At 40.8% G+C, this 12695-nt stretch carries 12 protein-coding genes; 2 read left to right on the forward strand and 10 right to left on the reverse strand.

Annotated features, from left to right (window positions below):
* Window positions 1-136: 136 nt before the first annotated feature.
* The 4 genes from PU629_RS11740 to PU629_RS11755 all read right to left on the reverse strand — a co-directional run bounded on the left by PU629_RS11740 (window position 137) and on the right by PU629_RS11755 (window position 4007).
* Window positions 137-913 carry a class I SAM-dependent methyltransferase gene (locus PU629_RS11740; RefSeq protein WP_275280257.1) on the reverse strand — a complete coding sequence of 259 codons (777 nt, stop codon included), beginning with the start codon at window positions 911-913 and terminating at the stop codon, window positions 137-139.
* A 218-nt stretch (window positions 914-1131) separates the two neighbouring features.
* Window positions 1132-2217 carry an ABC transporter permease subunit gene (locus tag PU629_RS11745; protein ID WP_275280258.1) on the reverse strand — a complete coding sequence of 362 codons (1086 nt, stop codon included), beginning with the start codon at window positions 2215-2217 and terminating at the stop codon, window positions 1132-1134.
* A complete protein-coding gene (locus PU629_RS11750; RefSeq protein WP_275280259.1) occupies window positions 2201-2890 on the reverse strand; it encodes an ATP-binding cassette domain-containing protein in 690 nt (229 codons plus the stop codon). Before PU629_RS11750 ends, PU629_RS11745 begins: the two co-directional genes overlap by 17 nt.
* Window positions 2891-3134: 244 nt before the next feature.
* Complete coding sequence (locus PU629_RS11755; RefSeq protein ID WP_343076281.1) at window positions 3135-4007, reverse strand: patatin-like phospholipase family protein; 873 nt, start codon at window positions 4005-4007, stop codon at window positions 3135-3137.
* Window positions 4008-4217: 210 nt separating this feature from the next.
* On the opposite strand from PU629_RS11755, the gene queF reads away from it, so the two are divergent.
* Window positions 4218-4718, forward strand: a complete 501-nt coding sequence (queF, locus tag PU629_RS11760; protein ID WP_275280261.1) for a preQ(1) synthase — start codon at window positions 4218-4220, stop codon at window positions 4716-4718.
* Between the two features lie 58 nt (window positions 4719-4776).
* On the opposite strand, the gene PU629_RS11765 is transcribed toward queF, so the two are convergent.
* From PU629_RS11765 to kapB, 4 genes are all read right to left on the reverse strand, one after another.
* On the reverse strand, window positions 4777-5769 hold the full coding sequence (locus PU629_RS11765) for a hypothetical protein (RefSeq protein ID WP_275280263.1): 993 nt from the start codon (window positions 5767-5769) through the stop codon (window positions 4777-4779).
* Between the two features lie 381 nt (window positions 5770-6150).
* Window positions 6151-6639 (reverse strand): dihydrofolate reductase, encoded by a 489-nt coding sequence (locus PU629_RS11770; protein ID WP_275280265.1) that lies wholly within the window; start codon window positions 6637-6639, stop codon window positions 6151-6153.
* Window positions 6636-7430, reverse strand: coding sequence for a thymidylate synthase (locus PU629_RS11775; protein ID WP_275280266.1), 795 nt, complete (start codon window positions 7428-7430; stop codon window positions 6636-6638). The genes PU629_RS11770 and PU629_RS11775 overlap by 4 nt, the downstream gene beginning before the upstream one ends.
* Window positions 7431-7467: 37 nt before the next feature.
* A complete protein-coding gene (kapB, locus tag PU629_RS11780; protein WP_275280267.1) occupies window positions 7468-7851 on the reverse strand; it encodes a kinase-associated lipoprotein KapB in 384 nt (127 codons plus the stop codon).
* Window positions 7852-8033: 182 nt separating this feature from the next.
* On the opposite strand from kapB, the gene hpaB reads away from it, so the two are divergent.
* Window positions 8034-9500, forward strand: a complete 1467-nt coding sequence (hpaB, locus tag PU629_RS11785) for a 4-hydroxyphenylacetate 3-monooxygenase, oxygenase component (RefSeq protein ID WP_275280268.1) — start codon at window positions 8034-8036, stop codon at window positions 9498-9500.
* An 848-nt stretch (window positions 9501-10348) separates the two neighbouring features.
* On the opposite strand, the gene PU629_RS11790 is transcribed toward hpaB, so the two are convergent.
* Together PU629_RS11790 and trhO are read right to left on the reverse strand one after the other, a co-directional pair.
* Window positions 10349-11512 carry an acyl-CoA dehydrogenase family protein gene (locus PU629_RS11790; protein ID WP_275280269.1) on the reverse strand — a complete coding sequence of 388 codons (1164 nt, stop codon included), beginning with the start codon at window positions 11510-11512 and terminating at the stop codon, window positions 10349-10351.
* 234 nt (window positions 11513-11746) lie between these two features.
* Window positions 11747-12688: an oxygen-dependent tRNA uridine(34) hydroxylase TrhO gene (gene trhO / locus PU629_RS11795; RefSeq protein WP_275280270.1), complete on the reverse strand. Its 942-nt coding sequence runs from the start codon at window positions 12686-12688 to the stop codon at window positions 11747-11749.
* Between the last annotated feature and the right edge of the window lie 7 nt (window positions 12689-12695).

Genomic DNA, 12695 nt, shown 5'->3' on the forward strand with positions numbered 1-12695 from the left:
TTCAGTCAAAGATTCAACTTCTGATTCATTGTTTCTCTTCTAACAGTAAGTGGAATTCTAGGTTTCTGATCGTACAAAAAAGCGCCGCCTCTTAAGTCATGGATTCATGACTTAAGAGGCGGCGTTACCTTTTTGTTCAGACTCGCTCAATGGTGCCGTAATGAAACATCGACGTTTTGCGTACATGCTGTATAAAACCTAATTTTTCAAAACGCAGGCTCTTCCAATGATCCTTCAAAACAACCCGTTGTCTGGCTACACGCTTCGCTTCCTCTATAACCTCTTTTGTTAAATCACTCCTGATGGCTTGTCCTCTAATGCTATTGATTCCATTTGAAGCCGCGATCGCGGTTTCAAACATCGGATCAAAATAGACGACATCCACTGAACGATCCTCTGACTTTTTCAAAAAAGAAAGATGATCACAATTGACGACCGTTATTCGCCTCATCGCTTGGTCAATCGTCATGTTCCCGCTTGAAAAAGAAGCAAGTCCCTCTCTAGCTAATAAATATAGGAGCTGGTTTCCTTCTATTCCTATAACGGAGCCGTTTGGTCCAACAGCGAGACTCGCTACTAGACTGTCTGACGCTAACCCAAGTGTACAGTCTAGAAACGACATGCCTTCCTTTAGCTTAGCTATCGAAACAAGGGCTTCTTTCTCCCCTTTCAACAGTCGCTTGGCCCTTATCATGGCGACATTTGGGTGAAAAAAGAGAGCGGTCTCTTCATCCAAAGGGACAATTGAAATACCGTCCTTCCCTACGACGATGATATCCTCTTGATGCGCTGCCTTAAACGCTTCAATCGAAAGCCCCTTCCTCTCTCTATAAGAAAAACCATAAACATGTGATAGTTGATAAGCTTTTTCTACAAACTTACTTTGAACTCGTCTCGATGTGGTAATGATCATGTTTGGATAGTCCTATTCTTCATTTGGTTACTCATCTGGTTGATGAATGTTTTTAACTAATTTAACCGGGTAATTTGGTACTAACAAGCAATGTAATGGCCCATTTTCAATAAAAACTAATGTCCGTTAGAGAGACCCGCGGCAATCTGCCTGACCTCCAACTCTCTGCTATCTTTAGCTTATCACGGATCCATATCAATAGGCATTCTTTTTGCAAATTAAACTTGCAGCTCACGGTGCCTGATGAAACGATAAAGCCCCCACAAAAACAGAAGAGAAACGATTGCAGAGACACTCAGTATAACAACGGGTTGCAAGACAGGGTGCCCAAAGAGATTATAGGTTTTAAACGTCATATATAGATTCTCAACCTTCATGATATTGGTATAACTGAAGTCGATTATAATATTTGTTGGATGACTCAACAGACTCGTCCAGACGATGGGCAAGCAGAATACACTCCCGCTGATCAAAAAGGAAACAAGGACCTTTCGACAAAGTGCAGAAATGAGGAGTACGAAAATCGCAAATCCAATTGCAGCTAACAAATGAGTCCCAAGCTGGACGATAAAATACTCAAGCATCGTAAAAGGATAAGGAGATTTCGTATACTTAACGAGAAATTGAATAGGACTGCTCCATCCGCTGTTCCCAAAGAGGATTAGTCTAGTGACGGTGTCATAGAGCACCCATATAGCGACGACAAAACCGGTGTAACAAAAAGCAGCAAGGAACTTAGCTGTAACGATTGTACGCCTTCCAAGCTTAGACGTAAAAATGTAATTGGCAACACCAGAGGCATACTCTCTAGTAAAAATAGAAGCTAGTCCTAATGTAATCATGAGCCCTGAAAAAACCAATCCCATTGTATTGACGAAATCAATCGTTTCAGCTGGGGCCTTATTATTATTAAAAGTATCTAAATGAAGTTTATCCAACATTGAACGTTCTAATTGTGCTTTTCTTGAGTGTTGGATGTCTAACCGTCCAATCCTCTGTTGAACGTTTAAGGCAACCTGCCGTTCCATACTGAAAGTTTCAAGGATTCCATATTTTTCACGCTGTTTATCAGAGATATTAACCAAGCCTTGGCCGTAAGTTGATATAAGTTTATCAGTCTCTTTATTAACGAGTTTAATCTTAGCAGGAGTAACCTTTCCTACAAGAGGTTTATAGTAATCGGCAGAGGTATATGAATAAGACGGGGTTGTCAAACTAATTAACCCAAACAGGATGAACCCCACTACATAAATACTTTTTTGTTGAAAAAGTTTCATGAGTTCAAATTTAAATAGCCCCCTCATACTCATCCTCCTTATCAAAGAAATATAAATATAAATCCTCAAGATTAGGCACCGAGATGAGGGCGTCTTCATGAACCCGTGAGTCAGATATAAGCCGAAGTTCTACTGATTGTTCTTGTCTCACCATATTGCCAATTTTATAGGTCTTTTGATAATCGGCTACTTCATCAGCTGGTACTGATAACGTCCAAACTTTCCCTTTCAACAAATTTAATAGTGTTTGAGGATCTTTTTTATGTATAAGGCGACCTTCTTTAAGGATTAATATCTCTTTGGCAATAAACTCAATATCCGAAACGATGTGTGTCGACAAGAGGACAATGCGTTGACTGGATAACTCCGACAACAAGTTGCGAAAATGGATGCGTTCCTTAGGATCAAGACCCGCTGTCGGTTCATCCACAATCAACACTTTAGGATTGTTTAATAAAGCCTGAGCAATCCCCAAGCGCCGTTTCATACCTCCAGAGTAGGTTTTGATTTTCTTTCTTTTTACTGGTGCTAAATGGACAAGTTCCAACAACTCGGTTACTCTCTCTTTAGTAATGGATTTATCTAAAACCCTCCGATAGATATAAGCAAAAACTTGTTTGTAATAGCGTCTTACCAGCACGTCCATAGCGGATTTGCTTCCGGTTTTAATTTCCGCAATCAATTCCCGATCTGATATCATAATGTCACCTCAATAGTTACAACGAAAAAACAATAGAAAAAGTTTTAAAATTGCCTTTTTATTTCCTATTTTTTAAAAAAACACGTCCATTATATCCAACCTATCTGCCACTCAGGAGAATCCTCTTGTTTCAAACAATTAAACAAAAACGACCACTTGAATGGTCGTTTAAGAATTTATTAGATAAACACATCTCTAATTAGGCGGTCTTCTGTTTGACTCCTAAGAGTGTTAGTTTTTCAGGTTAAACCGGCTGTTTCTCTTTTGTAGGGCTTAAAAAGTCCTGCAGTTGTTCTAATTGACGTCTCATTTCCATCCTTCCTTGCTCGTACAGTTCAGCTAGTTTGACGGGATTACGCTCAACCCGTTTGACTTTAAGCGGTTCTTTAGGACGGATGATAAAGGCTTCTCCCCTTGACTCTGCCGCTTCTAAATAATCCATGGATTCATTGTAGACTTTATAGCGCTGCAGGATCGCATCAATGACTTTAGGGAAATGGCGATACTTGTATCGGAAAATTTTTGGAACGTTTGAAGGATCCTTTCGATAACCTGGATTTCTCGTCAACACCACAACCACTTTTTCACAACCATCCTGAAAGGCTTTCTTGATGGGTACCGGATCACTTAAGCCGCCATCTAACAAGGAAAGATTATGAAGCGAAACAATCGGTGCCATATAAGGAAGGGAACTTGTTGCACGGAAGCTAAGGAGCAGCTCCTCTTTGTCCATCGGCGCATTGAGATAATAAGGTTCTCCTGTTTCACAATTGGTTGTCACAAGAACAAACTCTTGAAGATTCTTATAAAACGTATCAAAGTCAAAAGGATCCAATTCTCTAGGGACTCGGTCAAATAAAAAATCCATGCCGAAAACTTGTCCTTTAGTTAAAATATTTTTAAACGAGAGATAATCAGGATGCCGGACTAAATCAATGTTAACTCGTCGGTTCCGTCCTTTTTGGCCCGATATGTAAGAACTTGCTACGCAAGCTCCTGCTGATACTCCTATGACGTAAGGGAACGAAATGTCTTCTTCAAGGAGCGTTTCTAATATCCCAGCTGTATAAGCTCCTCTCATACCGCCACCCTCTAAAACCAAACCTTTTTTAGACATCATTAGCCCCCCTGACATTTTGTAATAGACTTGCCATCAAAATCTTGCAAACTTACGACTTTAATAAACGTGTGATTTTAAAAAGCTAGGCATTTTCTTTTATTTCTAGTATAATCTAGATTCGAGCTGATGAATAGAAATCACACTTTATAAGAGGTAACCTCTTATAAAGTGTGACTGTTTTTCTTGAATTAATAAGGAGGTCCTATTATGTCAGACGGTAGAACGAAACATCAATTAGAGGGCATCTCTCACCTTGGAAACCAAGGCACTCAATACATTTTTGATTATGACCCAAAGCTTCTTGAAACCTTTGAGAACAAACATCCTAACCGTGATTATTTCGTTAAATTTAATTTTCCAGAATTCACATCCCTATGCCCCATTACTCACCAGCCCGATTTTGCGACACTTTATATTAGTTATGTTCCGACCATTCGGATGGTTGAAAGCAAATCGCTAAAACTGTATCTCTTCAGTTTTCGTAATCATGGGGATTTCCATGAAGACTGTATGAACATTATCGCCAATGATCTTATTGAACTCATGGACCCAAAATATTTAGAAGTTTGGGGAAAATTCACCCCCCGCGGCGGCATCAGCATTGATCCTTATGTAAACTACGGAAAACCAGGAACGAAATGGGAGGAAATCGCTTTTAATCGGCTTGCCAACCATGACCTGTATCCTGAAAAAATAGATAACCGATAATAAAGAAAAATAAGAGTCTGATTTCCCTCGCATGATTCCAAGGGACAGACTCTTTTTTCTATATTTGTGTAAGTATTTGTTTAAGGCAAATGGGCTCAAATAAATGATTATACGCCCATAAATCATTCGCTGCTTCCTGCAGATGAAGCGTCCCCTGTCGCATTTTTTGTTTATACCTGGCTTCGAGTTCTCGTATCTCAGGAGCAAAATAATAAAAAGTATCTTTAAAAGACAAATAATCATCTAGATTAATCACATCATCCTTTGGATAAACAGGTTCAAAAGGATGATAGGTGTTTCCATCAATAAAGCCGACCTGAAGACTTGGAAATTGGAGACGGTCGATTTCTTCTGTATGAAGCGGACAGAAGTCCACTTGACACTCAAGATGATGTTGGTCAGCCCACTCTTTTAAATCAGCCAGTAAGGCAGAGATATCTTGTTCCGCATGTCCTTTTAAAATAATCCATTTATTGATCCCCTCTGGTAATGGGTAAGAGAAATAACGCGGTCCCTTTGCTGTGAAAGCCCCATAAAAACTCTCTAAAACAGTTAGTTGCACCTTTTGATCTTCTGGATCTACTGTTTTTAAACACTCTATAAGCTGTTTCCTAATCGAAGTAATTGGGGTTTGGTCAAGTCGACCCTGAAATAGTCCACGGAGATAATTTGAAAATTGCCTTGCTTCAGCGAACTTGAGCGTGGCTTTTTTTTGCATGAGTTGCAGCGCTTGTTGGAGAAGCTCTGCACTTTTTGTATCGTCATTTGTACGTAAGCTTCTTGTTAGAGTCACACCGTTTTTTTCCTGCATTAAGTTCTTGAGACTATAATCAAAGATTCCTACTTGGCGATCCATTAAGATCACCCCTTGAAGAAGTTCTGGATCAATCGGATTTAAAAAGAGGCTAAGGGGTTCGTTATCAAGCTTGTTCTCTGATAACTGTTGGCTGAGCTGTTCTTTACTCATACCAACGAGCGGATCCACCCAAATGATGTGTCGAAGCAATAAATTAACAGGTTGATGAAGAAAATATTCGTTTAACACACGCATTCCACCATCTCCCACACGCGGCTAATAATTCTCAAGTTTACTATATGCCGGGACGGTCTCATGGGTGAATGCCAAAATTAAAAGACCCGCCTTAAAGGCGGGTCAGGCATCTGCAGCCCTTTATAAATGGGATAACCGTCCAGGACATGAGCGCTAGCGGCAACCAACCAACAAGAATAATTACGAACCAGAATACATGATAGACAATATGAGGAGATTTTCTTGGGACACACGCTACTAAAGTTCCCATTATACAACCTATCACAAGATAGATGGCCAAAATAAGGTTGAGATGTTCAACAACCATTTGAATCAACCCCATTTTCTCACTTTTTAGTAAAGTATGCTGAAAATGGGGTTTGGTGTTCATCATTGACCTATTTATTTTTGAGAAGGGCGTTCTAAAATTAGAAAACGATGAGGGTACCTATTTTTTTCATCAACAATCCCCTCTTTTTCAGATACTTGTATCCAATTCTTATAATCCATAGTGAAATACGTATCCCCTTCAAAACAATGATCAATTTGGGTTAAATAAAGACGGTCAACATACTTTTCAAAAGCTTTAAAGACGGCATTACCGCCTATAATAAACAACTCACGATGAGGAGAATCGAGTTGAAGCACCTCTTCAACGGAATGGAGAACCTGACAACCCGGTGCTTCGAAATGCGGATCTGTTGTCAATACGACATTCGTCCGGCCGGGCAAGGCTTTACCAATGGACATAAAAGTCTTTCGCCCCATGATAATCGTACGCCCCATTGTGAGTTCTTTAAAGTACTTCAGATCAGCGGGCAAGTGCCAAGGAAGGGCATTCTCCTTGCCAATCAAATTTTCCTTATCAACCGCTACTAAATACGCGATCATACGGAAACGGTTCCTTTAATGTGCGGATGCGGATTGTAATTCGAAATCGTGAAATCCTCATAGTCAAACTCAAATAAAGACTTAACCTCAGGATTAATGGTTAAAGTGGGAAGCGTGCGAGGATCACGAGTCAATTGAAGCTTTACTTGATCGACATGATTGAGATAAATGTGGGCATCCCCTAGTGTGTGTACAAAATCCCCGACTTTTAGGCCCGTTACATGAGCGATCATATGAGTCAATAGGGCGTAGGAAGCTATGTTAAAAGGGACGCCTAGAAACACATCGGCTGAACGTTGATAAAGCTGACAAGATAGCTTCCCATCATTCACATAAAACTGGAACAAGCAATGGCAGGGCGGAAGTGCCATATTAGGGACATCAGCCGGATTCCAGGCGGTTACAATCATTCGCCTTGAGTCTGGATTATTCTTAATGAGATCAAGCACGTCCGAAATCTGATCAATCGTGTCCCCATTTTTCCCAGGCCACGACCGCCATTGGTGACCATAAACGGGACCGAGCTCACCGTCTTCGTCGGCCCATTCGTTCCAGATTCTTACACCCTTTTCCTGTAAATAGCGAACATTCGTATCCCCTTTTAAAAACCACAAAAGTTCATAGATAATCGATTTAAGATGTAATTTTTTAGTGGTTAAGAGCGGAAACCCTTCCTCGAGATTAAAACGCATCTGATGCCCAAATACACTAATCGTCCCAGTGCCTGTCCGATCCTCTTTTTTATTTCCCTCAGACAAGATGCGCTCACAAAGTTCTAAATATGACTTCATTGTCAACCTTCTCTCATTTTACAGTTTCTTCGATCGTTTATTGTTTAAAATAATCTTTCTCCAGTTCCTTTAACTCCTGAATCGATCTCGCTGCCCATTCGTCGTTTCGAGTTTCCAATTTAGTAAGTTTTTCATGAAGGGCTTCTCTCAGTGATTCCTGATAGTCTGGTACCTCCCCTTCAAACGGGACAAGGCCAGATTGATGCACCACTGCTTTTTCATGAAAAGCTAAGGCTTTTCTTTGGTGAAACAAAGCAACCTCGACTTGATTTGGATTATGAAGATCTCCTTGTGTAGGATGTCGTCTGACGGCTAAGACTTCCACTACCGCATTACGCTCGTGACGATCTTCTATATAGCGGCAAACATATTCACCTGTTTTATAGGTTGCAATCACTAGATCCCCTTTTTCAAAGCTCATGGCTATTCCTCCTATTAAAAACGCTGCTTTAAGTATAACAAAACTTATAATCTTTGGTAACGATAAGCGGCGCCTTCTCACCATTTTCCACCGAATAACCATTGCTTTAGCTATTGCATACCATGAATATAACTTTATTTTATACGGCTTTTACAGCTGACCATGTAAGGAGGACCAACGTCATGGCGATTGCAACAGGGCAGGACTATATTAAGCGCATTGACGAGCTTGGAGCCGAAATCTGGTTTGAAGGACAGAAGATTACGGAGAAGCTATCCACACACAAAGCATTTAAAGGGCTTATTCACTCACAGGCAGCCTTATATGATTTACAGCATCACCCTGACTATCAAAAGTTGTTAACCTATGAAACGGAATCAAAAGATCTCGCGGCAACAGCCTATCTCCCCCCAAAGACCAAGGAAGACTTAGAGAAAAAACGATTAGCGGTGCAAACCATAGCAAAGCAATCCTTTGGCATGCTTGGACGATCTCCTGAATATATGAACACGGTCCTAATGACGCTCGGTACATCAGCGGATTGCCTTAAAGGGCAAAATGAGCAATGCGCGGAAAATATGAGGAATTATTATCGTTATATTAGAGATCATGATCTGAGTTTGACACATACGTTCATTCTTCCACAGACCAATCGTTCGTCTTTTCATATTGAAGATCCTGACTCGATTATTGCAGCAAGAATCATTGATCAGAATGAGAAAGGAATTGTGATTCATGGGGCTCGTCTTTTAGCCACACAAGGTCCGACAACAGATGAAATTTTAGTTTTCCCATCAGGCGCACAGCTTCCTCACAACTCATTTTTCGAACCGATGGCCTTTGCCTTTGCTCTTCCAAGCAACACCCCTGGTCTGAAATATGTTTGTCGTGAGAGCTTTGATTATGGCAAATCTGCCTTTGATCATCCTCTTGGCAGTCGTTTTGAGGAAATGGATACGATTGTCATCTTTGATCACGTAACCGTACCTTGGGACCGAGTTTTCTTGCATGGCAACATTGAGGTCAATAACCGGTTATATAAAGAAAGTGATTTTGCAGCCCATACCATCCACTTAATTTTAAGCAAAAATATTATTAAAATTGAATTCTTACTCGGCTTAATGGAATCCATGATTCGGACCATCAAAATTGGAGAGTATCAGCATGTCCATGAGAAAATCACTGAATGCCTGATTGCGCTAGAGACATTTAAGGGACTTGTACTATCCTCCGAGCATTCAGCTTCACTTAATAAATGGGGTGTGATGACACCAGACATAAAGCCGCTAGAGGCCGGGTCGATTTATTATCCCAAGCTCTATCCACGATTGATTGAAATCATCAAATTACTAGGCGCTTCTGGTTTGATGAGTCTGCCCACGGAAGCGGATTTTAAATCACCTGAGATCGGGGACGCGCTTCGTCATTATCTGCAAACCCCTGATTCTAACGGAGAAGAAAAAGTTCGACTGTTTCGTTTAGCCTGGGATGCCTCACTCAGTGCATTTGGAGGAAGACAAGAGCTCTATGAACGCTTCTTCTTTGGTGATCCCGTTCGAAAAGCCGGTACTTTCTATAAGTCCTATCCGCTTGACGATTATGTCAAAGATATTGAGCGCTTTCTGCATTCGTCAGAACAAAAAAACTAGCAAAAAAGCGAAGGGATAAAGGTAGAATAAGATATAAAAAGGGCATCTCTAAGAAACCGGGTTCTTAGAGACGCCATTTGATCGATCGTTTTAAAAACGACTATGTAGCATATTAACGGGTTCACTTCAAAGGTGCAAACCATTAACTATCAAAGTAAATCGCACGGGTTTCACATAGTCATTCACCGTGCGATTTTTATTGTAATATCACTGTTTATGGACCATTTCATCCGAAAATCACCTATCAAATCACAGTTTAATTTACATGGGTGGAAATAATTATTGCAGGTGTGTGAATTAACCGGTAATTGAGCAAGTGAAAGGTAGGGGGATTGCCAAGTCATTTGGATATATAGGTTAAAATAAAAGTTAGATTATCGAATTGTTCTTAAAGTAAAAAACGGACTGTAATGGTTAACAAGAAATTTTAGCGTCACCTGTGATCGTTGAAATAAGCGGAGATTTTTCCGTTATCAACCAAAGTAGTGTTCAGTTCGTCGTAAATAAGCGGAGTTTTTCCGTTTAAACAAAAAGAAATGACCCCTTTTCATGTTTTTCGAGTCAATAGTCGGAATTCTTCCGTCTATTTTAGCTATTTTCGATGTTGATTTCTAAATAGGCGGAATTTTTCCGCTTATTTAGAAAGTTCGCTTTAGCCATTTAATGAAATAGGTAATCGATTGCCTTTTATGAAAATAATCAAACCGAATCTCAAAAGATTCGGTTGTTTTGACGTTTACTAGTCGTTTCTTTCTGTCACTTTTTTGTGAATAGTAGTGTGATTGAAGGTGATAATTAGCGTTTTTCACCTCACAAGTACCCGTTAGTAGCGTGTCATTTCGTTTTTTTCAGTTGGAGGCATAAGCTTGGCCAGCAAGCACACGCATGGTTGCATCATCGCTTGGCGGATTGTGAAGGCCAGCACGCACATCTCTGTAATAGCGCTCAAATGGCAGTGATTCATACAGACTTTGTCCGCCGACAATGCGCATGACAAGATCGACCGCTTTGACAGCATTATTAGTAATGGTTGTTTTGGCTGCCATTAGGAGCGGGCCTAATTCAGGACGTTTCTCAGGATAGCGGTCCCATAGCTCTGCTGTTTGATAAAGCATGGTCCGTGCTTGAAGAATAAGCAGTTCAATTTCGGCTACTTTTTCCCGAACCTGCGGAACCTCACTGATTGGATGAGGCAATGTATTGGGCTGATAAGTACGAGTAAAGGCGATGACATCCCGCTTGGCAGCTTGGGCAATTCCTAAATAACAAGCCGGAATATGTAAAAGCCAACCTGGAGATGGCTTTGGACCGCTTGCAGGACGGTTCACCGTATCCACTTTGGCGTCAAGAGGTAAAAACACATCTTTTAGAAATAAATCATCGCTTCGTGTCGCTCGCATACTGAGCGTGTTCCATGTCGGTTCAATCGTTACGCCTTCTGTCCCTCTATAGATTAAGAAACCAGCTACTTCATCCGTCCCTTCAATAGAGGCATTAACAATTAAAGGGTTGGCGAGCGGCGCGAGTGTTGTAAACGTTTTATGACCATTCAGAACCCAACCGCTATCCGTCTTTTTGGCAGTTGTTTGCGGCTTTCCACCTCGTGATGGACTTCCCGTAGATGGTTCAGTCGCTGCACGATTAATAATCGCGCCATTTTCCACAACATCCTTAAATAACTGGCGAAGCGTTTCATCTCTCCACTCTCGTTTGATTCCAAGATCCATCATAAGCCCAAGATGCCAGCCTATTCCGAGCGTAACAGCCTGATCACCCTGTGCAAGAGTTTCCTGTATCATGACCATCTGATAAAGCGATAGCCCTTCCCCGCCAAATTCCTTAGGAACGGTTAATTTCGTATAACCCGTCTCAACAAGACGTTCATAGTGTTCAAATGGAAAATCACGCGTTTCGTCATAGACCTTTGCCTTTTCCTTGAACTCATCAGCGAGCCCTTGTGCAAGGTGCTTCCATTTTTGATCTTGTTCATCTCTCACAAATAGATCTGTCATCACAATCCCTCTCTTCTAGTGATTAAGCCTTTTATGTAGATTACACAAATCACTCGAACCTAAATCCTCTTAAAATTGACTCGCTCCCTATAACGGCAGCGCCGAAACAAACAAGTTATGGGGACTAGCCATTAACACCCCAAACCAAGCAAGTGATAATGGACAAATTAAAAAGGAGACAAACCTCGTCTCCTTTATCATACCATTTTTTCGTATTAGTCAGTTAGTGATCACTCATGGTGTAACCGATTGTGCGGAAGCTTCTTCCTCTTGTCTTTTTTCAATCCAATAACGGTTTTTAGGGTGCTCGCGGCATTCTTTTGAACAAGAACGCTCGTATTTCTCTTCGCAATCCTTGCAAGCAATATGCTGGCGATTGCATTCAGGATTAGCGCAGTTGACAAGACGATCTTCTTCTTTCCCGCAATAATAACAGTGTCCGATCACTTTATCTTCCACATGATTAATAGGTACTGAGATGCGCTCATCAAATACATAGCACTTACCTTCATAGAGCTTTCCTTGCACTTCTGGATCTTTTCCGTACTCTACAATTCCGCCGTGAAGCTGGTTAACATCCTTAAATCCCTTTTTAACGAGGTATCCAGAGAATTTTTCGCAGCGGATACCGCCTGTGCAGTAAGTGAGAATTTTTTTATCCTTTTTATCTGCTAAGTTTTCCTCAATCCATTTTGGCAGATCACGAAAGGCTTTAACAGGCGGAATGATCGCATTTTGGAAATGGCCAATTTGCGTCTCATAATCATTACGGGCATCAAGAACAATGACATCCTCATCTTGAAGGGCTTCATACCACTCTTTTGGCGAGAGATAGTTACCTGTTACTTCATTAGGACTCAAATCTTCATCAAGGTTAAGCGTGACAATCTCATTGCGATGTTTAACAGAAATGCGTTTAAAGGCATGCCCATCGGCCTCGTCAATTTTAAATACCATATCTGAGAAACGCGGATCCTTTCTCATTGCTTCGATATAGCGATCCGTTTGTTCGACCGTTCCGGAAATCGTGCCGTTAATCCCTTCTTGAGAAATGAGAATACGGCCTTTTACCCCAAGGTCTTTGCAAAATTTAAGATGTTCTTGTGTGTACAATTCAGGTTCTTCAATTTTAACGTATTTATAATAAAGTAAGACGCGATAAGGTTTAGTTGACATCTTTCAT

Source organism: Pullulanibacillus sp. KACC 23026 (genome assembly GCF_029094525.1).
Classification (GTDB): domain Bacteria; phylum Bacillota; class Bacilli; order Bacillales; family Sporolactobacillaceae; genus KACC-23026.

What these genes read in the sequence shown, in the direction of transcription:
- PU629_RS11740 (WP_275280257.1), bottom strand. Translation starts at nt 913, where the DNA reads ATGATCATTACCACATCGAGACGAGTTCAAAGTAAGTTTGTAGAAAAA.
- PU629_RS11745 (WP_275280258.1), bottom strand. Translation starts at nt 2,217, where the DNA reads ATGAGGGGGCTATTTAAATTTGAACTCATGAAACTTTTTCAACAAAAA.
- PU629_RS11750 (WP_275280259.1), bottom strand. Translation starts at nt 2,890, where the DNA reads ATGATATCAGATCGGGAATTGATTGCGGAAATTAAAACCGGAAGCAAA.
- PU629_RS11755 (WP_343076281.1), bottom strand. Translation starts at nt 4,007, where the DNA reads ATGTCTAAAAAAGGTTTGGTTTTAGAGGGTGGCGGTATGAGAGGAGCT.
- queF (WP_275280261.1), top strand. Translation starts at nt 4,218, where the DNA reads ATGTCAGACGGTAGAACGAAACATCAATTAGAGGGCATCTCTCACCTT.
- PU629_RS11765 (WP_275280263.1), bottom strand. Translation starts at nt 5,769, where the DNA reads ATGCGTGTGTTAAACGAATATTTTCTTCATCAACCTGTTAATTTATTG.
- PU629_RS11770 (WP_275280265.1), bottom strand. Translation starts at nt 6,639, where the DNA reads ATGATCGCGTATTTAGTAGCGGTTGATAAGGAAAATTTGATTGGCAAG.
- PU629_RS11775 (WP_275280266.1), bottom strand. Translation starts at nt 7,430, where the DNA reads ATGAAGTCATATTTAGAACTTTGTGAGCGCATCTTGTCTGAGGGAAAT.
- kapB (WP_275280267.1), bottom strand. Translation starts at nt 7,851, where the DNA reads ATGAGCTTTGAAAAAGGGGATCTAGTGATTGCAACCTATAAAACAGGT.
- hpaB (WP_275280268.1), top strand. Translation starts at nt 8,034, where the DNA reads ATGGCGATTGCAACAGGGCAGGACTATATTAAGCGCATTGACGAGCTT.
- PU629_RS11790 (WP_275280269.1), bottom strand. Translation starts at nt 11,512, where the DNA reads ATGACAGATCTATTTGTGAGAGATGAACAAGATCAAAAATGGAAGCAC.
- trhO (WP_275280270.1), bottom strand. Translation starts at nt 12,688, where the DNA reads ATGTCAACTAAACCTTATCGCGTCTTACTTTATTATAAATACGTTAAA.